This is a genomic window from Stenotrophomonas sp. SXG-1, assembly GCF_014083965.1.
GTDB classification, from domain to species: domain Bacteria; phylum Pseudomonadota; class Gammaproteobacteria; order Xanthomonadales; family Xanthomonadaceae; genus Stenotrophomonas; species Stenotrophomonas geniculata.
Window position 1 is genome coordinate 1,441,899 of the sequence record NZ_CP046588.1, and the last position, 23,585, is coordinate 1,465,483.

A 23,585-nucleotide genomic window follows, 5' to 3' on the forward strand; every position below is an offset into this window, starting at 1 on the left:
GGTAACGAGGGCGGGGGGAGGCGACAAGGACTTGACGGTACGTCGATTGCGCGAATACCGCCGGGCATGGCCCGGCGCTACCGGGTGCGTTCACATTGCCGTGGTAGCGCCGGGCCATGCCCGGCGGCTGTTCAGGCGATCGTGGCGGCCTGCTCGGCCTGCTCGGCCTGCAGGCACTCACGTACCGGGGCGAAGCTGCGCCGGTGCTCCATGCAGGGGCCGTGCTCGCGCAGGGCGGCCAGGTGGGCCGGGGTGCCATAGCCCTTGTGTTGCTCGAAGCCGTACTGCGGGTGGCGGGCGTGCACGTCCTGCATGTAGCGATCGCGCGAGACCTTGGCCAGGATAGATGCGGCCATGATCGCGCGGTCGATGCCATCGCCGCCGATCAGCGCCTGCGCCGGCAGTACCAGGCCCTTGGGCACCACGTTGCCGTCGATGCGCGCGAAGCCGGCCACGTGGGCGACCGCGGCGACGACATCGCGCATGCCCTGCAGGGTGGCCTGGTAGATGTTCAGGCGGTCGATGGTGTCCACGTCCACCAGCACCACGTGCCAGGCAAGGGCGCGCTCGATGATGCGGTCATGCAGCTGCTCGCGGCGCGCCGCGGTGAGCTGCTTGGAATCGTCCAGGCCGTTGATGCGTGGCCGTGCCGGGTCGAACACCACCGCCGCCACCGCCACCGGCCCGGCGAGCGGACCACGGCCGGCCTCATCGACGCCGGCAACCAGGCGTTCCGGCTCGATTACCGCGCTGCCATCGAACAGGGCCAGGCTGGCCGCTGCGGCGTGGCGGCGGCTCATGCCTGGGCCTGGTCGCGCATCAGCAGCTCGCCGACGGCGTCGGCGGCACGTGCCGAAGCATTGCGGCGCAGGCGCTCATGCAGGCGTGCATAGGTGTCCTGCAGGTCGGTTACCCGTTGTGGGTGGTCGAACCACTGCTGGATGGCTGCCGCCAGCTTGTCCGGCGTGCAGTCGTGCTGCATCAGTTCCGGTGCCAGGTCCTGGCCCGCCAGGATGTTGGGCAGGGCAAAGCGGTCGACCTTGATCAGGCCCAGCGCCTTGACCAGGCGGTAGGTCAGCTCGTTGACGCGGTAACCGACCACCATCGGCCGCTTGACCAGCATCGCCTCCAGCGTCGCGGTGCCGGAGGCCAGCACCACCACGTCGGCGGCGATCATGGCGTTGCGGGCCTGGCCGTCGAGCACATGCGAGTACGCGACCGGCAGCGCCGAGCGTGACAGCTGCTCTTCGATCAGGCGCTTGCAGGCGGGGTTGGCGGCAGGCACCACCACGTGCAGGCCCGGGATGCGTTCGGAGACCTGCCAGGCAGCCTCGAAGAAGGGTTCGCCGAGGCGCGAGATTTCGCCCAGGCGGCTGCCCGGCAGCACCGCCAGCACCTTGGCTGAAGTCGGCAGGCCAAGCGCGGCGCGCGCTTCCTCGCGGTTGCCCTGCAGCGGAATGTCGTCGGCCATCGGATGGCCGACGAAGCGCGCGTCGATGCCATGCTTGGCATAGATCGGCGGTTCCATCGGGAACAGGCACAGCACCAGGTCGGCGCTGCTGCCGATCTTCTCGGCACGCTTCTCACGCCAGGCCCAGACCGAGGGGCTGACGTAATGCACGGTGCGCACGCCACGCTGCTTCAGCCAGCGCTCGATGCCCAGGTTGAAGTCGGGGGCGTCGATGCCGATGAACACGTCCGGCTGCCAGTCCAGCGCACGCTGGCGGAACGCCGAGCGCAGCTTCAGCAGGCGCGGCAGATGGCGCAGTACTTCGGTCAGGCCCATCACCGCCAGTTCGCTGGCATCGTGCCAGGTCTGGCAGCCGGCGCTGCGCATGGCGTCGCCACCGATGCCGGCGAATTCGGCATGCGGGAAGCGCGCTTTCAGTTCGCGAACCAGGCCCGCACCGAGCAGATCGCCGGAGGCCTCACCGGCGACCAGGGCGATCCGCAACGGGCGCTCGCTGAGCACCCGTTGCGCGGGGACGCTGCCGGTCATCGAGGCCAGCGGAATCACAGCGGCGCCGGCCGGCGCCTGGCCGGTCGTGCTGCTCATCGCAGCAAGGGCCTCTCGGCGTGCTCGATGAAGTCCAGCATGGCCTTCACGTCATCGCTGTCACGCGCCTGTTCGGTCAGCTGCACCTTGGCTTCGGCCAGCGGCAGGCCCGCCACGTACAGGGTGCGGTAGGCACGCTTGATGGCGGAAATGCGCTCGGCATCGAAACCGCGGCGCTTCAGTCCTTCGCTGTTGATGCCGCGCGGGCGGCCCAGCGAATCGGTGCCGACCATGGTGAACGGCGGAACGTCGCCATTGGTCAGCGCCCCCATGCCGAGGAAGGCATGCGCGCCGATCCGGCAGAACTGGTGGGCACCGGCGAAGCCGCTGATGATCACGTAGTCGCCCACGGTCACATGGCCGGCCAGGGTGGTGTTGTTGGAGAACACGCAGAAGTTGCCGACATGGCAGTCATGCGCCACGTGCGTGTAGGCCAGCATCCAGTTGTCGTCGCCGATGCTGGTGATGCCGCCGCCGCCGCCGGTGCCACGGTTCAGCGTGACGAACTCGCGGAACACGTTGCGGTCGCCGATCACCAGCTCGGTGCGCTCCCCTGCATACTTCTTGTCCTGCGGTTCGCCACCGACCGCTGCGTGGCCGATGAAGCGGTTGTCGCGGCCGATCTTCGTCGGGCCGTGGATGCTGCAATGGGGGCCGATCACCGTGCCGGCACCGATTTCCACATCGGCACCGATCAGGGTGAACGCGCCCACCTGGACGTCATCGGCCAGGCGCGCGGCCGGGTCGATGACGGCGGTCGGGTGGATCCGCGGTGCGTTGTCAGTCATTCCTGCCTCCAGTGGATCAGCCCTTGGCGCCGGCACACATGACTTCGGCCGAGGCAACGACTTCACCGTTGACCTTGGCTTCGCCGTAGTACCAGCCCATGTTGCGGATCAGGCGCTTCATCTGCACATCCAGCATCAGCACGTCGCCGGGCACGACCTGCTTGTTGAAGCGGGCGTTTTCCACCTTGACCATGTAGAACAGCTTGGACTGCGAGTCACGGCCGAGCGTGAGCTGGGTCATCACGCCACCGGCCTGCGCCAGCGCTTCGATGATCAGCACGCCAGGCATGATCGGGCGGCCCGGGAAGTGACCCTGGAAGAACGGCTCGTTGATGCTGACGTTCTTCTGCGCAAGGATGCGCTTGGCCTCGATGTCGAGCTCAAGCACCCGGTCCACCAGCAGGAACGGATAGCGGTGCGGGAGCAGTTCATGGATCTGGCAGACGTCGATCGGAAGCTGCAGCGTGTCGTTCATTCTTTCTCCTTGCCAGCAGCCAGGACGCGGCGAGCCAATGCGTCCAGCTGCTTGAAGCGCGCGGCGTTCTTGCGCCACGTGCGGTTGTCGGTCAACGGGGTGCCGGACGAGTACTCGCCCGGCTCATGGATGGAATTGCGGACCACCGACTTGCCGGTGATCACGACTTTGTCGCAGATCTCGAGGTGGCCGACCACGCCGACGTGGCCGCCGAGCAGGCAGTAGCGGCCGATCCTGGCACTGCCGGCGATGCCGGTGCAGCCGGCGATGGCCGAGTGCGCGCCGATCTGCACGTTGTGCGCGATCTGCACCAGGTTGTCCAGGCGCACGTCTTCGTCCAGCACGGTGTCTTCCAGCGCGCCACGGTCGACGCAGGTGTTGGCGCCGATTTCGCAATCGTCGCCGATGCGCACGCCGCCGAGCTGCGGCACCTTGATCCACTTGCCGGCGTCCATGGCCAGGCCGAAGCCATCGGCGCCGAGTACGGCGCCGGGATGCACGCGAACGCGCTTGCCGAGCTTGACCCGGGTGACCAGGGTGACCCGCGCGATCAGCTCGCAGCCGTTGTCCAGGCTGCAGTCTTCGCCGATCACGCTGCCAGTGCCGATGATGCAGTTCTCACCGACCACGCTGCGCGCGCCGACGGAGACGAAGGGACCGATATGGGCGCTGGCGGCGACCTGGGCGCTGGGATCGATGACGGCGCTGGGGTGGATGCCCGGCGGGCGCGTTGGCGCGATATCGAACAGCGCGGCGATCTTGGCGAAGGTGGTGTACGGGTCCTTGGCCACGAGCGCGGCGCCGGGGGCGGCCTCGGCGTCGTCGGCACGCAGGACCACCAGCGAGGCCTGGCTGTCGGCCAGCTGGGCGCGGTAGCGTGGATTGGCGAGGAAGGTCAGCTGGCCAGGACCGGCATGGGCGAGGGTAGCCACGCCATGGATGGCGGTGGCGGGGTCGCCATGGACCTGCAGGCCGAACTGCTCGGCGAGTTGCTGGGCGGTGTAGGTGGGAGTATTCACGGCGGGAGTTTAACGTGTGACGCCATTGCGGTCATGCGGGGGCAGGGCTTGGCGCCTGCCTGATACGGGCGGGAGGCGGCGGGTGGCCCTGGCCAGGACACGCAAAAGCCCCTCCATGGTGCTCGATGGCGCCTTGCTCGTGTGCGCTGTCCTGCGCACACGGCAAGACCGGGGTTGGGCGTCCTGCCCAACCCGCCCGAGGCATGCCTCGGGCCCATGGCGCCAACGGTCCTGTCCAGGGCCACCCGCCGCCTCTGGACAATTTCCCGCGAGCGCGGCCAAAAGTCCGTGCCGTGCAGTGTCATCTGCAAAACGAAAACGCCGGGCAGAGCCCGGCGCTTCGCGCCCCGTCTGGTGGAGAGCCCCCCTTTGTTAAGGGGGGCGCGCCAGCGGCGCGGGGGATAGGTGAAATGCGCGGGCAATTCACCGGAGGTGGATCAGTTCTGGGGAACAACGTTCCTCAGAACTGGCCACCGAACGTGAATTGCAGCCGTTCGATCTTGTCATCGTCTTTCTTCTTCAGCGGGAAGGCGTAGCTGATCGAGATCGGGCCGACCGGGGCGCGCCACAGCAGGGCCACACCGGTGGACACGCGCAGTTCGTTGGCCTTGAAGTTGTCCACGCCGTTGTAAACGTTGCCGAAGTCGACGAAGGCTGACACACGTGCCGACGGGCTGTCGAACAGGCGCGGGAAGTAGGCTTCGACCGAACCAACGGTCTTCAGCGAACCACCCAGCGGCTGGCCTTCCGGATAGCCATTGGTGACTTCGCGCGGGCCGAGGGTGTTGTCTTCGAAGCCACGCACCGAGTTGGTACCGCCGGCGTAGAAGTTCTCGAAGAACGGCAGGCCGCTGGCGGTCACCGTACGGGTGGTGCCGTCCGGGTTGGTCAGCGTGCGGGTGTAGTCGTTGCCATAGGCATCGCCGTAGCCCACTTCGGCACGGGTGTTGATCACCAGCGACGGCATGATCGGCCAGTACTTGCTGATCTGGTAGTTCAGCTTGTAGTACTCGATGGTCGAACCCGGCAGCGTGGTTTCCAGGCCGATGCGCTGGTAGGTACCGCGGGTCGGCATGAAGTAGTCGTTGCGCGAGTCACGCGCCCAGCCCAGCTCGGTGCGCCAGGCATGGAACGTGCGCTTACCGACGGCGTTGATGTAGTCGATGATCGACTGCGGGGTCGAGCCCTGGTAGGTGGTGATCTGGTTGCTGTCGATGCCGAACATCAGCGAGACGGTATCGGTCTCGGTGATCGGCACGCCGAACACCACCTGCGCCGAACCATTGGTGCTGTTGTACTGCGCGGTGTTGAAGTCGGAGTAGTCCAGCTCGCGCCAGGACAGGTTGTAGCCCAGCGACACGCCGTCATCGGTGAAGTACGGGTTGGTGTAGCTGAAGCCGTAGCGCTGCAGGTAGCTGCTGCGCGAGGCTTCGACCGACACGCGGTTGCCGCCGCCGAGGAAGTTGTTCTGCGACAGCTGCACCGACGTGGTCATGCCGTAGGACTGCGAGTAGCCCAGGCCGAACACGAAGCTGCCGGAGGTGGTTTCCTTGACGTTGTAGACGACGTCGACCTGGTCGTTGCTGCCGCTGACGGCCGGGGTCTCGACGTCCACCGACTCGAAGTAGCCAAGGCGCTGCAGGCGGATCTTGGAACGGTCGATCGCGGCCTGCGAGTACCAGCTGTTCTCGAACTGGCGCATTTCGCGACGCATCACTTCGTCGGAGGTGCGGGTGTTGCCACGGAACAGGATGCGGCGCACCGACACGCGCGGGCCCGGAACGACCTGCATGTTGATCGCCACGGTCTGCTCGGGGCGGTTGGTGGTCGGGATCGGGTTCACCTTGGCGAACGCATAGCCGATGTTCGACAGCGAGTTGGTGATGGTGTCCGAGCTGAATTCCAGCAGCGCACGCGAGAACGTGTCGCCGGACTTCTGGATCACCATGCGCTCGACGTCCTCCTGCGGGAGGATCGTGTCGCCGCTGACCTTGATCTCGGAGATCTTGTACTGCGCACCTTCGGTCACGCCGGCGGTGAGGAACATGTCGCGCTTGTCGGGGCTGATCGACACCTGGGTCGAATCAATGCTGAAGTCGACATAGCCGCGGTCGAGGTACCAGGAATTGAGCTTTTCCAGGTCGCCGGACAGCTTTTCCTTGGAGTACTGGTCGTCACGGCGGTACCACGACGCCCAGTTGTGCTCCTTGGACTCCCAGGTCTCCAGGATGTCCTTGCTCTCGAACTTCTCGGTGCCGACCAGGTTGACGTGACGGATCTTGGCCGCCTTGCCTTCCTTGATCGCGATCGCGATGTCCACGCGGTTGCGGTCCAGCGGGCTCACCGTCGGGGTGATCTCGACGTTGTACTTGCCGCGGTCGTTGTACTGTCGGCGCAGTTCCTGGGTCACGCGGTCCAGGCTCAGGCGATCGAAGGTGCCGCCCTCGGTCAGGCCGATGTCGGACAGGCCCTTGAGCAGCTGCTCGGACTTGATGTCCTTGTTGCCGGTCACGGTCAGCTTGTTGATCGCCGGTCGTTCCTTGACGGTCACCACCAGGATGCTGCCCTGGCGGTCCAGCTGCACGTCTTCGAAGAAGCCGGTCTTGTACAGGGCGCGGATGGTCTCGCCGACCTTGTTGTCGGTGACCGTCTCGCCACGCTCCACCGGCAGGTAGGTGAATACCGTGCCCGAGCTGATGCGCTGCAGGCCATCCACGCGGATGTCGCTGACAGTGAAGGGCTCGGCTGCCTGGGCCAGGGCGGGAGCGCCGGTGACGGCGGCGAGGGCGAGGGCCAGCAGGCGGCGATTGGGGAGTCGCGTCATGTCACGTCCGGTAGGAAGGTCGATTTCGTTGGTGCGGGATGCCGACGCTGTAGACGGCAACAACATGGAAAAGTTCATCGCGGGACCAGGCCGAGGATGTCGTTGTAGAACGCCAACCCCATCAACCCGGCCAGCAACGCCAGGCCGATGTACTGGCCGGCGGCGATGGCACGCTCGCTCAGCGGGCTGCCCTTGACCAACTCGATAAGGTAATACAGCAGGTGGCCGCCGTCCAAGATCGGGATCGGCAACAGGTTGATGATGCACAGGCTGAGTGACAGCAGGGCAAGGAACTGCAGGAACCAGTCCAGGCCGCGTTTGGCTGAAACATTGGCCACGCGGGCGATGGTCACTGGTCCGGAAACGTTCTGCAGCGAGGCTTTGCCGGTGACGATGCGGCCCATCATGCCCAGCGAATCGGCCGCCAGGCGGCCTGTTTCGCGCACGGCCACGGTGACCGCGTCGAGCGGGCCATAGCGCAGCAGGGTGTCATAGGGCGGGCTGAACGAGGTCGGGAACTGCACGCCGATCTGCCAAATCGGCTCGCCCTTGGAATCCTTGCCCTGGCGCGGGGTGACTTCCAGCGCCAGGCGTTCGCCGCCCCGCAGGACCTCGATCATGCCCGGGCCGCCAGCGCGGCCCAGCGTCTGGATCTCGCCGATGACCTGGTCGGCACCGTCGATGCGCTGGCCGTCGATCGCCACGATCAGATCGCCCGGCTGCAGCTGCCCGGCCACCACGGAGTCCGCGGTGAGCGAATCGACCCGTGCCGGTTGCAGCCACGACTGCCAGTAAAGGCCAGCCAGGATCGGCACGCGTCGTTCATCGAAACCGGGGGACAGCTGCGACAGCGGCAGGGTGCGCACGCGCACCTGATCGGCCGGGTCCAGCACTTCCAGCTTCACGTCGCGGCGGTCCATCGCTGCGGCGGTCAGCGCCATGCTGGCCTCGCCGAGGGTGACCACCGGGCGCTCGTCCACGCGCAGCACGCGGTCGCCGCTGGTCAGGCCGGCGCTGGCGGCGATGCCGCTGACACGGCCGATGGTCGGCGAATAATCCTGCTTGCCGATCACGAACATCGCCCACAGCAGCAGGATGCACAGCAGCAGGTTGGCGATCGGTCCGGCGGCGACGATGGCGATGCGCTGCCAGACGGTCTTGTGGTTGAAGGCCTGGCCGCGCTCGTGCGGGTGGACTTCGACTTCGCGTTCGTCGAGGAATTTCACATAACCGCCCAGCGGGATGGCGGCGATGGCGAACTCGGTACCGTGCTTGTCCCGGCGCGACCACAGCGGCCGGCCGAAGCCGACCGAGAAGCGCAGGATCTTGACCCCGCACAGGCGCCCGACCCAGTAATGCCCGAACTCGTGGAACGTGACCAGCAGCCCGAGGCTGACGATCATCCACCAGACCGATCCGATGAAGTCAGTCATGCAGGCTCACAGTGGCGGGCAGGGGCGGCGTCGTCATGCGTGTGCGAGGCGGTCGTTCAGGCGGCGTCGATGGCGTTCAGGGTGAGCTGGCGTGCCCGCTGGTCGGCGGACAACAGGACCTCCAGTGTATCGGCTGGCTGGGTCGGCAGTGTTGAAAGAGCGTTAGCAACCAGTTCCGGGATGGTCAGGAAACCGATCCGGCCCTGAAGAAACGCTGAAACGGCCTCTTCATTGGCAGCGTTCAGCACCGCCGGCGCGGTGCCACCGGCCTGCATCGCCTGCCAGGCGAGGGCCAGGCAGGGGAAGGCGTCGGTGTCGGGGGCCTCGAAATCCAGCCGGCCCTGGGCCAGCAGGTCCAGCCCCGCCACGCCCGATTCGATGCGTTGTGGCCAGCCCAGGCCAACGGCCAGGGTGGTGCGCATGTCCGGCAGGCCCATCTGCGCCAGGGTCGAACCGTCCACGAACTCGACCAGCGAGTGGACCAGGCTCTGCGGATGCACCAGCACGTCGATGCGCTCACCGGGGATGCCGAACAGGTGGTGGGCCTCGATCACTTCCAGGCCCTTGTTCATCAACGTCGCCGAATCGACCGAGATCTTCGGGCCCATCGACCATTTCGGGTGGGCCACGGCCTGGGCCGGGGTGACCTGGGCCAGCGCGGCCCGGCTGCGGCCGCGGAACGGGCCACCGGAGGCGGTCAGCAGGATGCGGCGCACACCGGCACCGTCAATGCTGGCGTCGCGCGAGCGCAGGCACTGGAAGATCGCGCTGTGTTCGCTGTCGATCGGGATGATTTCGGCGCCGGCACGTTCGGCAGTGCGGGTCAGCAGCTCACCGGCCAGCACCAGCGATTCCTTGTTGGCCAGCAGGATGCGCTTGCCCGCGGCGGCCGCGGCCAGGGTGGAAGACAGCCCGGCCGCACCGACGATGGCGGCGACCACGGTGTCGCAGGCATCGCTGGCGGCCAGCTGGTCCAGCGCGGCATGGCCGGCATGCGCCTCGGTGGCCAGTCCGGCATCGCGCAGGCCGTCGCGCAGCTCGGCGAACAGTGATGCGTCGGCGATCACCGCGTGCGCGGGCTTGTGCTGGCGGCACAGCGCCAGCAGCGCCTGCACCTGGCGGCCGGCGGCCAGCACGGTGGCCTGATAGCGCTGCGGGTGGCGGGCGATCACGTCCAGCGTGGAGGCACCGATCGAGCCGGTGGCGCCGAACACGGCGACCCGGCGCAGGTCTGCGACAGCATTCATGGTCAGAACCCGAAGATTTCCTTGCCGAGTGCGAACACCGGCACTGCAGCCAGGACGCCGTCGACACGGTCGAGCACGCCGCCATGGCCCGGAATCAGGTGGCCCGAGTCCTTGGCGCCGGCGTGACGCTTGATCAGGCTTTCAAACAGATCACCCAGTACCGAGGCGAACACGGCCACCACCGAGGTGATCAGCAGGCCCGGCAGATGTGCGGTATCGATGCCGGCCAGCCAGCCCAGGCCGACGGCCACGGCGACACCGGCCAGCAGGCCGCCGAACAGGCCTTCCCATGTCTTGTTGGGGCTGATGCGCGGGGCCAGCTTGTGCTTGCCGAAGTGACGGCCGGCGAAATAGGCGCCCGAATCGGCCGCCCAGACCAGTGCCAGGGCAGCCAGCAGCCACAGGTGGCCCTGCTTGCCCGGCGGATCGCCGCCAGCATGGATCAGCACCAGCGCGGCCCAGGCCGGAACGATGGCCAGCGTACCGGCCAGCATCTTCACGATGCGCGAGGGTGCCGACGGTTGCGCGCCGAAATTGAAGAAGCGAAGCCAGACCAGCGCCGCCAACCACCAGGCGACGCCGGCCAGGGTGGTTATCTGGAACAGCACCAGCGTGCTGCCATCGGCCCAGACCAGCAGCACCATCAGCAGCAGGTTCAGCACCAGCAGCACGGTGCGTGCCAGGGTGTCTTCGATGCCGGCCAGCTTCAGCCACTCCCACAGGCCGATCAGCAGCACCGCAGCCGCCGCCGCTGCCAACCATTGGGTCGGCAGCAGCAGGATCGCGGCAATGGCGACCGGCGCCATGATCAGCGCGGCAAGGACTCGGGTCTTGGTCATGGGCTGGAAGTCTCGGTGGCCAGTGCGGCGATCTGGGCGCTGGTCAGGCCGAAACGACGCTCACGGCTGCCATAGGCGTCCAGCGCCTGCTGCAGCAGAGCGGGATCGAAGTCCGGCCACAGCGCCTCGGTGAACCACAGCTCGGTGTACGCCAGCTGCCACAGCAGGAAGTTGCTGATGCGGGTGTCGCCACCGGTGCGGATGAACAGGTCCGGTGGCGGCAGGTCGGCCAGGGCGACCTGGCTGCCCAGCAGCGATTCGTCGATCTGTTCGGGCAGCAGGCGGCCGGCGGCGACCTCGGCGGCCAGTGCGCGCGCGGCGCGGGTGATGTCCTGGCGGCCACCGTAGCTGGCGGCGATCGACAGGGTCAGGGTGGTGTTGTCCGCGGTGCGCTGCTCGGCCAGCTGCATGCGGCTGACCAGCCCGGCGCCGAAGCGTTCGCGCTCGCCGATGAAGCGCACGCGCACGCCACGCCGATGCAACTCGTCCACTTCGCGGTCGAGCGCGCCGAGGAACAGCTTCATCAACGCATCGACTTCTTCCTGCGGCCGGCCCCAGTTTTCGCTGGAGAACGCGAACAGGGTCAGCGCCGGAATACCCAGCTCAAGGCAGCGCTCGATGGTGCGGTTGACCGCACGCGCGCCGGCCCGGTGGCCGATCACGCGCGGACGACGGCGCTGCTGTGCCCAGCGCCCATTGCCATCCATGATGATGGCAATGTGGCGGGGCAGGGCGGCCGGCAATGGAGGTGGGACTGAAGGCATCGACTTCAGACCGACAGCAGTTCTTTTTCCTTGTCGGCAACGACCTTGTCGACGTCCTTGATGTGGGTGTCGGTCAACTTCTGGATGTCGTCTTCACCGCGCTTCTTCTCGTCTTCGCTGATCGCCTTGTCCTTGACCAGCTTGGCGATTTCCTTGTTCGCGTCCTGACGGATGTTGCGGATCGCGATCTTGGCGCCTTCGCCTTCCTTCTGCACCTGCTTGACCAGCTCCTTGCGGCGCTCTTCGGTCGGCGGCGGCATGTTGATGCGGATCGCGGTGCCCAGCGTGTTCGGGGTGAACTCGGCGTTGTAGAGACCCTTTTCGATCTCCTTGATCATGCTCTTGTCGAACGGCGTGACGAGCAGCGAGTGGGCGTCGGCGTTGGAGATCGATGCGACCTGGTTCAGCGGGGTGCTGGCGTTGCCATAGGCGCTGACCGTGACGCGGTCCAGCAGGGCCGGGGTGGCGCGGCCGGTGCGGATCGAGGTGAGGGTGTGCTTCAGAGCGTCGATGCTCTTGGCCATGCGCGTCTGCGCGTTGTTCTTGATGTCGTTGAGCATCGCCCGGTCCTGGGTGTAACTGGAATCGGGCGATTATAGGCGAATACGGGACGCTGCCGGGCCTGAATCGGCCCGGAGCTCGCCTGGCACTCAGGCTCAGGCCGGGTCGCGGCCCTGGACCAGGGTGCCGATGTTCTCGCCGCTGAGGATCTTCAGCAGCTCGCCCGGCTGGCCCATGTCGAACACGCGCATCGGCAGGTCGCTGTCGCGGGCCAGTGCGAAGGCGGCGGTATCCATCACTTCCAGGCCACGGCGGATCACTTCGTCGTAGCTCAGGCTGTCGAAGCGGACCGCGTCGCTATGCTTGTTCGGGTCCTTGTCGTACACGCCGTCAACCTTGGTCGCCTTCAGCAGCAGGTCGGCGCCGATCTCGATCGCGCGCAGGGCGGCACCGGAGTCGGTGGTGAAGAACGGGCTGCCGACGCCGGCGGCGAAGATCACCAAGCGGCCCTTTTCCAGGTGGCGGATGGCGCGGCGCCGGATGTAGTCCTCGCACACGTCGTTGATCTTGATCGCGCTCATCACCCGGGCCTTGGCGCCCAGCTTTTCCAAGGCGTCCTGCATGGCCAGAGCGTTGATGACCGTGGCCAGCATGCCCATCTGGTCGCCGGTGACCCGGTCCATGCCGCCAGCGGCCAGGCCGGCGCCGCGGAAGATGTTGCCGCCGCCGATCACCAGTGCAACTTCGGCGCCTGCCTGCTGGGCTTCGATGACCTCACGGGCCAGGCGGTTGATGATCTTCGGGTCGATGCCGTAGTCCTCATCTCCCATCAGCGCCTCCCCGGATAGTTTCAGAAGGATGCGGCGATAGGCGAGCTTGGACATAGGGACCTCGGGTGCGTGGAAATCGCGGGCGATTCTACGCGCATGCGGCGTCGGGCCAAAGTGTTTTGTGCACTGCGGCGCAAAATCCTGCCATCCGCCCCGGTCACGCGGGGCGTCCCGTTCAGCCCAGCTCGGCGCCGGCGGTGGCTGAAAGCTTGTCGTGGCCGAGGGCGCCTGGGGAGCGGGCGATCACCCGGTTGCGGCCCAGGTTCTTCGATCGGTACAGCACATCGTCGGCGGCACGCAGCAGGTCCTGCACGTCGGCAAAGCGCTCGTAGCCGCCCTGGGTGGCCACGCCGGCGGAGAAGGTGACGAACAACGGACCTCCCTCCAGCTCGGCCATCGGCGTGGCGACGATGTTGGCCAGTACCCGGCGGATCACGTCCAGGGCCACGCTTTCGCTGGTATTGGGCAGCAGCGCGACGAATTCCTCGCCGCCGAAGCGGGCCACGGTGTCGCTGTTGCGCAGCTGGCCCTGCAGCTTGCCGGCAAAGGCGCGCAGCACCTCGTCGCCGGTCAGGTGGCCGTGGGCATCGTTGATCTTCTTGAAGTCGTCCAGGTCGATGAAGGCCACCGACAGCGGCCAGCCCTGGCGCCCGGCGCGCAGGAACTCCTGCTCCAGCACCGCCTCCAGCTGGCGGCGGTTGAGCACGCCGGTCAGGGCGTCGCGGTGGGCCTGGTCGGCCAGGCGCTTGGCCCGCGCCTCGAATTCGTCGGCGCGGCGGCGCGCCTGGTCGGCATCCTGCAGCTCGCGCAGGTTGCGCAGGGTGGCCAGCTCCTGCGCGTGGTCGATCAGCTCACGGACCCGCGAGGGCGAATTCAGCCCGGCCTCGAACAGGCTGGCGATGTCCGGCAGGGCCTCGCTGATGCGGGTCAGCACCTGGTCGAAACGGGCGCTGTCGAGTTCCAGCCGGTCATGTACCTGGTGCAGGGCGCGCTCGCGGGCGGCATCGGCATCTTCGTCCAGCCAGATGTCGGCGACCGCGCCGGACAGCTGCACGCAGGCCTGGAACGGCGAATCGGCAGCGTCGTCGTCCTCGCTGTGGCTGATGCTCTCCACCAGATAGCGCGGCAGGCCCCATTGCTCGGCCACCCAGGCGCCGACATCGGCGTGGCTGCAGCCGAGCGCGTCGCGCTCGCGGGCAACCAGGTCCGTGTTGTCACGGGCTTCGCGCAGCAGCGGCAGGTAGCGCTCCGATTCGGCCTGGGCCAGGCACAGCACGCCCAGGTCCTGCAGCAGCCCGGCCAGCATCAGTTCCTCCAGGCGGCGCAGGCCGCGGGCCTGGCCCAGCTGGCTGGCGGCCAGTGCGCTGAGAATGCTGCGCTTCCACGCGCGCTGGCGCAGGTCGTGGTCGGCACCGGCGCCGCCGGTCAGGCCCTGGGTGACGGTGAAGCCCAGGGCAAGGCTGATCGTGGCATTCAGGCCGAGCATGGTCAGTGCCTGGCCGAGGTTCTCGATGCGGCGACGACTGGCGTACAGCGGCGAATTGGCGATGCGCAGCATGCGAGCGCTCAGCGCCATGTCGATGGCGATGATGTCGGCGGCGGTGGCGATGTCCGCTTCCGGGTCCTGTGCCAGTTCGATGATGCGCAGGGCAATACCGGGTGGCGAAGGCAGGTTGCGGCAGAGCGCCAGGGCAGCTGTCAGCTCGGGAGGCATGTCGGGTCGTTCAATTCCATTGGGACAAGAATACCTAGGAATGCATCACAGTCCGCGATTTTCGTTCCTGCTATGTGACTGTGGATTCCCTGCGCCGAGTATCGGCTTGATTCGCGCGCAACGCAAAGGTGCCGGTGTGCGCGGCGTCGGTGTGCGCAACAACAGTTGGAGCATGAGCCTCCCATTGTCCCGGGCATAAAAAAAGAGCCGCGGATTCCCGCGGCTCCTTCTGGTCGCTTCGCAGCCGGAAGGCTGGAATCAGACCTGCATCGCCTTGGCAACTTCAGCGGCGTAGTCTTCCACCACCTTCTCGATGCCTTCGCCGACGATCAGCAGCTTGAAGCCAGCCACGTCGGCGCCAGCGGCCTTGACCACCTGCTCGACGGTGGTGTCGCCCAGCACGTAGGTCTGGCCGTACAGGGTCACGTCGCTGACGATCTTGTTGATCTTGCCGCTGATGATCTTTTCCAGGATCTCGGCCGGCTTGGCCTTGTCCTTTTCGGACATCTTGGCCAGCTCGATTTCCTTTTCCTTTTCGACGAAGTCGGCCGGAACGTCCGACGCCTTGTTGTGCGGCGGCTTCAGGGCAGCCACGTGCATCGCCAGGCCACGGGCCAGCTCGACGTCGCCGCCGATCAGGTCGACCAGTACGCCAACCTTGCCGTTGGTGTGGACGTAGGCACCGATGTTGCCGGTGGTGTCGACCTTGACCATGCGGCGGATCTGGATGTTCTCACCCAGGGTCTGCACGGCGGTGGCGCGGGCTTCTTCAACGGTGCGGCCATCGGCCAGCTTGGCAGCCTTCACGGCTTCGACGTCGGTGGCGCCCGATGCCAGGGCGGCAGCGGCGACGGCATTGACGAAGGACTTGAAGTTGTCATCGTTGGCGACGAAGTCGGTTTCCGAGTTGACTTCGACCAGCACGGCCTTGCCGCCATCCTGGGCCAGGCCCAGGCGGCCTTCGGCGGCCACGCGGTCAGCCTTCTTGTCGGCCTTGGCGGCGCCGGACTTGCGCATGGCTTCAGCAGCAGCGTCGATGTCGCCGTTGGCTTCGGTGAGAGCCTTCTTGCATTCCATCATGCCGGCGCCGGTGCGCTCGCGCAGTTCCTTGACCAGGGAAGCAGTGATTTCCACGGGATTACCTCACGAAAGAAAGGGGTTGGGCCGGCATGGTGGCCGGCCCGTGTGACACGGTCCTGTCACGCGCCAAAGGCTGCGTGCAGGGAGGGTGGATGCCGGGCGTCCACCCGGGGGCCTGGATCAGGCCTGGGCGTCGTCGCCCTTCTTGGCAGCCTTCTTGGCCGGAGCGCGGCGGGCCGGCTTCTCTTCGCCTTCAGCAGCGGCTTCAGCGAACTCTTCCTCACGCACCGAAGCAGCGTGCGGAGCAGCAGCCTTGCCTTCCAGCACGGCGTCGGCAGCGGCGCGGGCGTACAGCTGCACAGCGCGGATGGCGTCGTCGTTGCCCGGGATGGCGTAGTCCACCAGTTCCGGGTTGTAGTTGGTGTCGACCACGGCGATGACCGGGATGCCCAGCTTCTTGGCTTCCTTGATCGCGATGTCTTCGTGGCCGATGTCGATCACGAAGATGGCGTCCGGCAGACGGTTCATGTCCTTGATGCCGCCCAGCGAGGCTTCCAGCTTGTCGCGCTCGCGACGCAGGCCCAGCACTTCGTGCTTGACCAGCTTCTCGAAGGTGCCGTCGGTTTCGCCGGCTTCCAGTTCCTTCAGGCGGGCAACCGACTGCTTGACGGTACGGAAGTTGGTCAGGGTGCCGCCCAGCCAACGCTGGTTCATGAACGGCATGCCGCAACGCTCGGCTTCTTCCTTGATGGTTTCGCGGGCGCTGCGCTTGGTGCCCAGGAACAGGACGGTGCCGCGCTTCTGGGCAACCGACGAGATGAAGTTCATCGCGTCGTTGAACAGCGGGACGGTCTTTTCCAGGTTGATGATGTGGATCTTGCCGCGGGCGCCGAAGATGTACGGAGCCATCTTCGGGTTCCAGTAGCGGGTCTGGTGGCCGAAGTGGACGCCGGCTTCCAGCATCTGACGCATGGTGACCTGGGGCATTGCAATACTCCTGATATGGAACCAGCGATTCCGCCCGCGGGGATAGGTATGCGGGACGCGTGGAAGCGCGATCGGTTCCGGGGTTGGGCTTCCCTGTTGCCTCCGTGGCCGAACTCCTTGCGGAGCACCCCGGCACGGATGGGGGCAGCAGGTGTGGATTCACCGGTGACGTCCGGTGTGGACGGTCTCCCGCGCACGCAGGCGGCAGGAATCCCGTCGATTATAGCCCGCTCGGTGCGCTCGCTGCAATTGCCGGGTCCGGCACGGTCAGATCGACCACGCGGCCGTCCTGCAGCCGGGCCTGGAAATGGCCACGGGCATAGCCGTTGGCATGGGCGGGGAGGGCCCAGCGACGCTCCCGGCCCGCCAGCAGGTAGCCGGCCAGTCCCGGCAGCAGCAGGGTGCGGCGGCCATCGTCGGCGACGAACGCAAGATCGTGCAGGCGGGCGTGTACGGTACCTGCGTTGCTCAATCGCAGAAAGGGATGTGACGTACCGGGTTCGATCCCGGCATGCAGCTCCGGCCACGCCAGGGGCACGGCGTGTCCCCTGAACAAGGGCAGTGAGTACCGTGGCAGGTCCGGTTCAATGGGAGCCAGAAGCACCCGGTAGGCCTGCTCGACGGCAATGGGCGACCTGTCCCGGGGCAGCAGCCAGATGCGTTGGCGGGTGCCGGGCGGGAGGTCGAGCCGGGCAGGGCTGGCCAGGATCTGGTCGCTGGGCCGCAGCTTTTCCGCGTCGGCCTGCTGTTCCCAGGCCAGGATCCGAACCTCGCCCTGCCAGCGGCCGGGACCGGGGTTGTACAGCCACAGCTCGCTGTGTCCCCCTTCGGCTGGCAGCTGCAGGGTGGTCGGCACCAGGTCCAGCGCCGACGCGGGCAGCGCCAGCAGCAGTACCAGCAGGTTCAGCAGGGTACGCATCAGTAGATGACGGTCACGGCGGGCGCCGCGTCGTCGCTGTCGGCCGGCGGCGCGAGATCGCGGATCTGTTGCGGAAGCTCGGGCGCGTCGCTGCGCTTGTGCGGTGCCGCGCATCGGGTGTTGCCGGCATCACCGCTGCAGCCCTCGACCACGGTCAGCCGGATCTGCAGGGGTGTACTGCCCGGATCGGCCCACGCGGGCGTACTGGCGACCAGCATCGCCCCGATCAGAAGTGCGCGAACCACCTGCCATCCACCGTGCTGTAGGACCCGTTGCGCGGTATCGGCAGGATGCGCCGGAACTGTAGAGCCTAGCCCATGCTCGGCTTGCCGGATGCCAGAAAATGAAGCCGAGCATGGGCTCGGCTCCACAGGGGACTCAATAGGTGATCGTCACCTGCACCAGATCGTTGTAGGTACCGGCCGCGGGCTGGCCGGTGACCGGCGGCACCCGGCCATAGATGGTCAGCTGCTGCGCGCTGCCACTTCCGGTGCCACCAACGGTATCGACGTTGAGGGTACTACCCCAGCGCAGGCTGCGCGCGGCATCGCGGTACAGCTCATAGGGGAGGTAGTAGGTGCCGCTGCCAATGGTGGTGGCCATGCGCCGGGTGGTGGAGGCGCCGGGGTTGTTCTGGCCATTGTTGAGGCTGATCTGGTAGGCAGTGTTCTTCAGGCAGGTCAGCGTGAGCGTGGCGGTCCGGTCGATGTTGGCGGGAATGCTGCCGGTGACGTTGCCGAAGTCCATGCTGGTGGTGACGTAGCTGCCGCATTGCGGCAGCACGTTGGCAGTGGCGGTGAAGCTGAAAGCCCCACTGGCGCTGTTGGTGCCGGTCGCGCCGCCGTTGCAGGTGGCCGGCACGGTGGCGGTGCCGAGCAGGACTTCGTTCCAGGCCCAGGTAAGCACCACGTTGGCGCCGCTGAAGGTGCTGCTGTAGGCACCCGAAGCGAGGATCTGGTTGGCAGGGATCTGCGCGAACAATTGCACGGACTGCGCACCGCTGCCGCCGGTCAGCAGCGGCACGCTGTAGCTCATGGTCAGTTCCTGCGCGGGTGGCGTGCCGCGCGGCACCAGGCCGGTGGCCTGGCTGTAGCTGGCGGTGTTGTACAACTGGAAGTTCATGGTGTCGCTGGTGGAGGTGGACATCGTGCGGAAGGTGGAGCTGCTGCCGCCGCCACTGCCGGCGCCGATACCCACGCAGACGCGGACGCCGGTGGTGGCCAGCAGGCTCAGTGCGGCGGTGGTGCAGGTCACCGTGATGTTCAGCGTTGCCGCTGTAGGGCCGGGAGCGTTGCTGTTGATGTTGCCGAATGGCAGGGTCGGGTTCGCGATTGCCGTGCAGACCGCTGTCGCCCGGGCCGGCAGTGCCGCGAGCAGGCCGGCGACCAGCAGCACGCCGAGCAGCAGCACCCTCACGGCGCGACCTCCGGAATGCACTGCAGCGGTGCCGGCTTCGGCCGGGCGCCAGACGCCACCACCTTGGGCTGGTCGGGTACCTTCACCCGGCACTGGCCGCGGCTGGTGGTGATGTACAGCACGCTGCCGGCAGCGATGTCTTCCAGGTACAGCAGGCCGTCATAGCCCACCGTGGCCTGGCGTCCATCGGGCAGCTGCACTTCGCTGCCCACTTCCAGTGGCTGCCCGTCCATGCTCTGAAGCGTCAGGCTCAGAGAGGGACGTGAGCGCAACTGGAATGTCACGTGGGTACCGGCGCGCTGGCGCGGCGTCACCCAGTCCTCGATGCGGTCGGCACGCATCTCCTCGGGCAGGTCCAGGGTGTCGATCGAGACCCGGTTGCGCTGCCAGGACAGCAGCGGGCTGACCAGCAACAGGCCACGATCATCGGTGACGCCGATCAGGCGGTTCTCCAGACGCACCGGCACGCCGCCGACGCCGTTGGTGCTGATCACCGCGAACGCGTCCGAGACCTCGCGGGTGGCGAACGCGTGCCCGCTCATCCAGACCAGGCTGCCACTGGCGCTGCCGTAGGCATAGTTGAGCCCGCCCTGGCGCGAGGCGCCGAACGAATAGCGGCCGATGTCATTGAGGATGCCGACTTCGGCCAGGCCGCCGTTGCCGTCCTCGCCGTGGCGCACCTGCGCGCGCCAGCCGATGCCGCCTGCACTCCCATCACCGGGCACCGGCTGGGTGACGTCGGCCACCCAGGTCTGGCTGTCGCCGTTGCGCTGGCTGGACAGGCTGGCCTGGCGGTTGTTGCCCAGGCTGGCGGTCACCGACAGATAGATGCTGCGGTCATCACTCTGGTCCAGGTTCTGGTTCACCGACAGGTAGGCCGACCAGCGCTGGCTCCAGGTGCGCGACCAGAACAGGCTGGCATAGCGGTTGTCTTCGCCATCGGGGTAGCGCAGGCGCAGGTAGCTGGCGCTGAGCGTGCCCAGCCGCAGCAGATCGAGCCCGACCGTGGCCTGTTCGCTGATGCTCGGCGGCAGGTTGCCCTGCAGCGCGCCGAGGTCACGGTAGTCGCCGTGGCTGCGCACGCTGCGCAGGTTGACGTTGAGACGGCGGTTGTTCCAGCTGTAACCCAGTGCCCACTGCCCGCCCTGCAGGCCGTGATGGTTGCTGTGCGCGTAGGCCGCGTTGAACACGCCGGCGCCGCCCAGCAGCCACCAGCCGCCGATGCCGGCCTGGGCCAGGCCACCTCCGCCCTCGGCATGCGCTTCACCGGTGAAGGTATCGCTGATGCCGCCGCGCCAGCTGGCACTGGCCACGGTGCGATCGTCGTAGGCGAAGGAGCGCTGGCCGAAGTCCTGGCGCAGGTGGCCGACGCCGACCGACCAGTCGGACAGTCCCTTGGCCAGCAGTTGCTGGGTGCCATAGAAACTGAAATCCAGTGTCTGCATGCGGCCGAATGCGTCGGTGACCACGACCTGTGCGTTGCCGGTGCCGCTGATGCCTGGCTGCGCGGCCAGCTGGAACGGGCCGACCGGGACCTGGCCGCTGTACTGGCGCAGGCCGTCGACATACAGCTCGACGGTGGAGGGCACCACGGCCTGGCCGAGGAAGCTGGGCGTGGGAGTGAGCACGCGATACGGCTGCAGGCCGTAGTTGCGGCCGATCTGCAGGCCGCCCAGGCGCACCGGGCGGGTCCAGTCGACGAAGCCGCTGTAGAAATCGCCGACCTCCAGCGTCATCGCCTTGTCGGGGAAATCCAGGCTCCAGCGCGTATCCAGGCGCACGCTCTCACCGCGCCAGCGACGATCGCCGGGCTGCTGGTAGCGTCGGCTGACCGCGGTGTTTTCGAAGGTGCCGTTGCCGACGCCGAACAGGCGCAGTTCCGAGCTCAGGCTGAGGTTGCCGAGCGTATCCACCCGGCTGCCATACACGTCATAGTTGAGCAGCAGTCCGGGTGAGGCACTGCCTGCAGGGGCGCGCGTCTGCGGGCGACTGAGCACGGTAGTCGGCAGGGTCAGCTGGTCCAGCGGCACGTCCAGCGCCAGGGTCTGCAGGCGTGCGTCATAGCGCACCACCGCGCCGCTGATCTGGTCCAGGTACACCGGTGCATCGCCGTTGGCGTTGAAGCCGAGCTGGCGCAGCACGTCGGGGCTGGCCTGCAGGCGGCCACGGTTCTCGATGAAAGGCATCAGGCCGCGTGGGGTGCTGTTGAGCGCCACGTCCAGGTACAGCGTCTGGTTGGCGGTCAATGGTGTGGGCGGTGGCAGGATCGCATCGGCGGAGATGCCTGATACATCGGCGGCGGTGGTGGCCGCTGCACCGGACACATCGGCGGCTTGGATCGCCGCAGGAGCCAGGGCAGCAAGCAGCGCACCCATCAACGCCTCAGCGAGCCGATGGAGGCGACAGCGGCGTCTGTTCCGACTCGCCATTGAGCTTGGCCGTGATCTGGTCGTTGTCGCGGTCGATCGCCGTGCGCTCGATCGGCCAGCGCATCACCTGCCCGGGCAGCACGTATCCCAGCAGTCCGGGATGCACGATGCGCGGGCGCGTGGCACTACCCAGCGCGAGATCGGCGATCTGCGCATAGCTGTTGCCCGCGTTGGCCACCTCGACGCCGTTGCGGCCATCGGGCAACTGCACCAGGCGGGCCTGCAGCTGCGGCGCAAGCTTGCCGGCGGCGGGCTGCACGAACACCGGTATCGAATAGCGCAGCACGAACTGCATACCTTCGGCACGGGTGGCCAGATCGGGCACCTCGTCGACGATCAATCGGTAATGCTGCTGTGCAGGCGGTGGCGTCCTGTCCGGACGCATCACCCGGACCAGCTGCTGCTGTCCGGCAGCCAGTTCCTGCATCGGCGGGGTGACCACCAGCCCATCGGTGGGCAACAGTTGTTCCTGCCCGTCCTGCTGCACCCAGCGGAACACCCGCACCTGCAGCTTCACCGGCGAGGTGCCGCTGTTGGTCAGCCAAAGCTCGCCGGCGCGCTGGCGCGCTTCCAGCTGCAGGCTGGTCGGGGCGACCTGCAGGCTGGTGGCTTCGACCGGGGCGGCGAGTACCAGGCTCAGGACGAGCAGCGCCACGCCGGTGGCGCGCCACGGGCGGGGTCGGGCCATGCGGGCGTGCTCCATCAATAGGTGATCGTGGCGGTAACCGTATCCAGGTAGTTACCGGTCGCCGGGTTGTTCGTACTGAGGTTCAGGATCTGGCCGTAGACGATGTAGGGCACGGCCAGCCCGGTGCCGATGCCAGCCTGGGTGTTGGTGCCGGAGGTGGCACCCCAGACCAGGGTGTGTGCGGCGTCCTGGTAGAGCTGGTAGCCGACGTAGTTGTTGGCGGTCACCGCGGCGTTGGTGTTCTTCATCCGGCGGGTGGTGACGTCATTGGCGGTGCTGGCGTTGGCACCTGCATTCAGTGAAATCGTGTACGGGGTCAGTGCCGAGCACTGGGCGGTGACCGTGCCCTGGCCCAGGGTGGGGGTCGCCGTGGTCGAGGCGGCGGTGCCGAAGTCGACGTTGGTGGCCGCCGCGGCGGTGATGGTGCAGGCCTTGGTGACCACCAGGGTGACATTGAAGGTGGTGGTGTCTGCGGCCAGGGCCGGGCTGGACAGCAGAACCCCGGTCAAAGCCCAGGCAAGCGGGGAACGAAGCGCGGATCGCATGGACAACCTCCCTGACCCGAAGGTCCGTTGAACAAGGCGAAGGCGGCACGTTCGGCACCGCTTCGGCGACGGTGACCCCAGCTTAGGTGGCGTAAGTGTCTGTATTCCGTGATAAATGAGGAGGCGAAAGGGTGGCGGGGGTCACGCTTTCACTTTCCTTGCCGGAACCGTGCATGGCCCGGATCGCCAGTTGGGTGGCGTTCGTTCAGATTGTGGCCGGATCGGCGATAATGGCGGCCATGAGCGTGAATCTGAAAACCCCGCAGGAAATCGAGATGATGCGAATCGCTGGCCGCCTGGCCAGCGAAGTGCTCGACATCGTCACCCCCCACGTCAAGCCCGGTGTCACCACCGAGGAACTGGACCGCATCTGCCACGACCACATCGTGAACGTGCAGGGCGCCATTCCGGCCAACGTCGGCTACCGCGGCTTCCCGAAGACCGTGTGCACCTCGGTCAACAACGTCATCTGCCATGGCATCCCCAGCGAAGGGAAGGTGCTCAAGGATGGCGACATCATCAACATCGACGTCACCGTCATCAAGGATGGCTGGCACGGCGACACCAGCCGCATGTACTTCGTCGGCACGCCGTCGGTGATGGCCCGCCGCCTGGTGGAAACCACCTACGAAGCCATGTGGCGCGGCATCCGCGCGGTACGCCCGGGTGCCACGCTGGGCGACATCGGCCATGCCATCCAGAGCTATGCCGAAGGCGAGCGTTTCAGCGTGGTGCGCGAGTACTGCGGCCACGGCATCGGCAAGGTCTACCACGATGAGCCGCAGGTGGTGCATTACGGCCGCCCGGGCCAGGGCCTGGTGCTGCAGCCGGGCATGACCTTCACCATCGAGCCGATGATCAACGAGGGCACCCGCTACAACAAGGTGCTGCCGGATGGCTGGACCGTGGTGACCAAGGACCGCAAGCTGTCGGCACAGTGGGAGCACATGATCGCGGTCACCGAGACCGGCGTGGACGTGCTGACCCTGTCGCCGGGCGAGTCGCAGGTCTCCTGAGGATGCTGCCGGCGA

Annotated in this window: 22 protein-coding genes; 1 reads left to right on the forward strand and 21 read right to left on the reverse strand. The window is 67.0% G+C overall.

Annotation, left to right across the window (positions count from 1 at the left end):
* Window positions 1-131: 131 nt before the first annotated feature.
* From GOC52_RS06565 to GOC52_RS06665, 21 genes are all read right to left on the reverse strand, one after another.
* Window positions 132-800, reverse strand: coding sequence for a ribonuclease HII (locus GOC52_RS06565; RefSeq protein WP_010486345.1), 669 nt, complete (start codon window positions 798-800; stop codon window positions 132-134).
* The gene (gene lpxB / locus GOC52_RS06570; RefSeq protein ID WP_010486343.1) at window positions 797-2,056 is read right to left on the reverse strand and encodes a lipid-A-disaccharide synthase; all 1,260 of its coding nucleotides are present in this window, start codon (window positions 2,054-2,056) and stop codon (window positions 797-799) included. Before lpxB ends, GOC52_RS06565 begins: the two co-directional genes overlap by 4 nt.
* Complete coding sequence (gene lpxA, locus GOC52_RS06575) at window positions 2,053-2,844, reverse strand: acyl-ACP--UDP-N-acetylglucosamine O-acyltransferase (protein ID WP_010486342.1); 792 nt, start codon at window positions 2,842-2,844, stop codon at window positions 2,053-2,055. Before lpxA ends, lpxB begins: the two co-directional genes overlap by 4 nt.
* A 16-nt stretch (window positions 2,845-2,860) precedes the next feature.
* Window positions 2,861-3,319 (reverse strand): 3-hydroxyacyl-ACP dehydratase FabZ, encoded by a 459-nt coding sequence (gene fabZ / locus GOC52_RS06580; RefSeq protein WP_191850975.1) that lies wholly within the window; start codon window positions 3,317-3,319, stop codon window positions 2,861-2,863.
* Window positions 3,316-4,338, reverse strand: coding sequence for a UDP-3-O-(3-hydroxymyristoyl)glucosamine N-acyltransferase (lpxD, locus tag GOC52_RS06585; RefSeq protein ID WP_049455670.1), 1,023 nt, complete (start codon window positions 4,336-4,338; stop codon window positions 3,316-3,318). Before lpxD ends, fabZ begins: the two co-directional genes overlap by 4 nt.
* Window positions 4,339-4,798: 460 nt before the next feature.
* A complete protein-coding gene (gene bamA, locus GOC52_RS06590; RefSeq protein WP_010486337.1) occupies window positions 4,799-7,162 on the reverse strand; it encodes an outer membrane protein assembly factor BamA in 2,364 nt (787 codons plus the stop codon).
* A gap of 74 nt (window positions 7,163-7,236) precedes the next feature.
* Complete coding sequence (rseP, locus tag GOC52_RS06595; RefSeq protein WP_191850978.1) at window positions 7,237-8,595, reverse strand: RIP metalloprotease RseP; 1,359 nt, start codon at window positions 8,593-8,595, stop codon at window positions 7,237-7,239.
* Window positions 8,596-8,651: 56 nt separating this feature from the next.
* Window positions 8,652-9,842 (reverse strand): 1-deoxy-D-xylulose-5-phosphate reductoisomerase, encoded by a 1,191-nt coding sequence (locus GOC52_RS06600; protein WP_010486332.1) that lies wholly within the window; start codon window positions 9,840-9,842, stop codon window positions 8,652-8,654.
* Between the two features lie 2 nt (window positions 9,843-9,844).
* Window positions 9,845-10,681, reverse strand: a complete 837-nt coding sequence (locus GOC52_RS06605) for a phosphatidate cytidylyltransferase (RefSeq protein ID WP_010486331.1) — start codon at window positions 10,679-10,681, stop codon at window positions 9,845-9,847.
* The gene (uppS, locus tag GOC52_RS06610) at window positions 10,678-11,445 is read right to left on the reverse strand and encodes a polyprenyl diphosphate synthase (RefSeq protein ID WP_029380082.1); all 768 of its coding nucleotides are present in this window, start codon (window positions 11,443-11,445) and stop codon (window positions 10,678-10,680) included. Before uppS ends, GOC52_RS06605 begins: the two co-directional genes overlap by 4 nt.
* Before the next feature lie 5 nt (window positions 11,446-11,450).
* On the reverse strand, window positions 11,451-12,005 hold the full coding sequence (gene frr, locus GOC52_RS06615) for a ribosome recycling factor (protein WP_010486327.1): 555 nt from the start codon (window positions 12,003-12,005) through the stop codon (window positions 11,451-11,453).
* A gap of 96 nt (window positions 12,006-12,101) precedes the next feature.
* On the reverse strand, window positions 12,102-12,830 hold the full coding sequence (gene pyrH, locus GOC52_RS06620; protein WP_010486325.1) for a UMP kinase: 729 nt from the start codon (window positions 12,828-12,830) through the stop codon (window positions 12,102-12,104).
* Window positions 12,831-12,951: 121 nt separating this feature from the next.
* Window positions 12,952-14,490 (reverse strand): GGDEF domain-containing protein, encoded by a 1,539-nt coding sequence (locus GOC52_RS06625; protein WP_010486323.1) that lies wholly within the window; start codon window positions 14,488-14,490, stop codon window positions 12,952-12,954.
* A gap of 258 nt (window positions 14,491-14,748) precedes the next feature.
* Window positions 14,749-15,624 (reverse strand): translation elongation factor Ts, encoded by an 876-nt coding sequence (gene tsf / locus GOC52_RS06630; RefSeq protein ID WP_010486320.1) that lies wholly within the window; start codon window positions 15,622-15,624, stop codon window positions 14,749-14,751.
* A gap of 126 nt (window positions 15,625-15,750) precedes the next feature.
* A complete protein-coding gene (gene rpsB, locus GOC52_RS06635; protein ID WP_005408748.1) occupies window positions 15,751-16,557 on the reverse strand; it encodes a 30S ribosomal protein S2 in 807 nt (268 codons plus the stop codon).
* A gap of 220 nt (window positions 16,558-16,777) precedes the next feature.
* The gene (locus GOC52_RS06640; RefSeq protein WP_191850980.1) at window positions 16,778-17,476 is read right to left on the reverse strand and encodes a fimbrial biogenesis chaperone; all 699 of its coding nucleotides are present in this window, start codon (window positions 17,474-17,476) and stop codon (window positions 16,778-16,780) included.
* Window positions 17,476-17,721, reverse strand: a complete 246-nt coding sequence (locus GOC52_RS06645; RefSeq protein ID WP_392421799.1) for a hypothetical protein — start codon at window positions 17,719-17,721, stop codon at window positions 17,476-17,478. Before GOC52_RS06645 ends, GOC52_RS06640 begins: the two co-directional genes overlap by 1 nt.
* Window positions 17,722-17,854: 133 nt before the next feature.
* On the reverse strand, window positions 17,855-18,892 hold the full coding sequence (locus GOC52_RS06650; protein WP_010486313.1) for a Csu type fimbrial protein: 1,038 nt from the start codon (window positions 18,890-18,892) through the stop codon (window positions 17,855-17,857).
* The gene (locus GOC52_RS06655) at window positions 18,889-21,267 is read right to left on the reverse strand and encodes a fimbria/pilus outer membrane usher protein (protein WP_049455676.1); all 2,379 of its coding nucleotides are present in this window, start codon (window positions 21,265-21,267) and stop codon (window positions 18,889-18,891) included. Before GOC52_RS06655 ends, GOC52_RS06650 begins: the two co-directional genes overlap by 4 nt.
* Before the next feature lie 7 nt (window positions 21,268-21,274).
* Window positions 21,275-22,024: a fimbrial biogenesis chaperone gene (locus GOC52_RS06660; protein WP_019336945.1), complete on the reverse strand. Its 750-nt coding sequence runs from the start codon at window positions 22,022-22,024 to the stop codon at window positions 21,275-21,277.
* On the reverse strand, window positions 22,024-22,554 hold the full coding sequence (locus tag GOC52_RS06665) for a Csu type fimbrial protein (RefSeq protein WP_010486309.1): 531 nt from the start codon (window positions 22,552-22,554) through the stop codon (window positions 22,024-22,026). The genes GOC52_RS06660 and GOC52_RS06665 overlap by 1 nt, the downstream gene beginning before the upstream one ends.
* Window positions 22,555-22,727: 173 nt before the next feature.
* Between GOC52_RS06665 and map the strand changes: the two genes are divergently transcribed.
* A complete protein-coding gene (gene map, locus GOC52_RS06670) occupies window positions 22,728-23,570 on the forward strand; it encodes a type I methionyl aminopeptidase (RefSeq protein WP_019336946.1) in 843 nt (280 codons plus the stop codon).
* Window positions 23,571-23,585: the final 15 nt, after the last annotated feature.

Bases quoted from the DNA above. Each gene is read 5' to 3' on its own strand.
- rseP (WP_191850978.1), bottom strand. From the start codon at position 8,595: ATGACTGACTTCATCGGATCGGTCTGGTGGATGATCGTCAGCCTCGGG.
- GOC52_RS06640 (WP_191850980.1), bottom strand. From the start codon at position 17,476: ATGCGTACCCTGCTGAACCTGCTGGTACTGCTGCTGGCGCTGCCCGCG.
- GOC52_RS06605 (WP_010486331.1), bottom strand. From the start codon at position 10,681: ATGACCAAGACCCGAGTCCTTGCCGCGCTGATCATGGCGCCGGTCGCC.
- bamA (WP_010486337.1), bottom strand. From the start codon at position 7,162: ATGACGCGACTCCCCAATCGCCGCCTGCTGGCCCTCGCCCTCGCCGCC.
- GOC52_RS06600 (WP_010486332.1), bottom strand. From the start codon at position 9,842: ATGAATGCTGTCGCAGACCTGCGCCGGGTCGCCGTGTTCGGCGCCACC.
- lpxA (WP_010486342.1), bottom strand. From the start codon at position 2,844: ATGACTGACAACGCACCGCGGATCCACCCGACCGCCGTCATCGACCCG.
- pyrH (WP_010486325.1), bottom strand. From the start codon at position 12,830: ATGTCCAAGCTCGCCTATCGCCGCATCCTTCTGAAACTATCCGGGGAG.
- frr (WP_010486327.1), bottom strand. From the start codon at position 12,005: ATGCTCAACGACATCAAGAACAACGCGCAGACGCGCATGGCCAAGAGC.
- GOC52_RS06665 (WP_010486309.1), bottom strand. From the start codon at position 22,554: ATGCGATCCGCGCTTCGTTCCCCGCTTGCCTGGGCTTTGACCGGGGTT.
- GOC52_RS06655 (WP_049455676.1), bottom strand. From the start codon at position 21,267: ATGGGTGCGCTGCTTGCTGCCCTGGCTCCTGCGGCGATCCAAGCCGCC.
- GOC52_RS06565 (WP_010486345.1), bottom strand. From the start codon at position 800: ATGAGCCGCCGCCACGCCGCAGCGGCCAGCCTGGCCCTGTTCGATGGC.
- map (WP_019336946.1), top strand. From the start codon at position 22,728: ATGGCCCGGATCGCCAGTTGGGTGGCGTTCGTTCAGATTGTGGCCGGA.
- uppS (WP_029380082.1), bottom strand. From the start codon at position 11,445: ATGCCTTCAGTCCCACCTCCATTGCCGGCCGCCCTGCCCCGCCACATT.
- GOC52_RS06660 (WP_019336945.1), bottom strand. From the start codon at position 22,024: ATGGAGCACGCCCGCATGGCCCGACCCCGCCCGTGGCGCGCCACCGGC.
- GOC52_RS06625 (WP_010486323.1), bottom strand. From the start codon at position 14,490: ATGCCTCCCGAGCTGACAGCTGCCCTGGCGCTCTGCCGCAACCTGCCT.
- rpsB (WP_005408748.1), bottom strand. From the start codon at position 16,557: ATGCCCCAGGTCACCATGCGTCAGATGCTGGAAGCCGGCGTCCACTTC.
- fabZ (WP_191850975.1), bottom strand. From the start codon at position 3,319: ATGAACGACACGCTGCAGCTTCCGATCGACGTCTGCCAGATCCATGAA.
- lpxB (WP_010486343.1), bottom strand. From the start codon at position 2,056: ATGAGCAGCACGACCGGCCAGGCGCCGGCCGGCGCCGCTGTGATTCCG.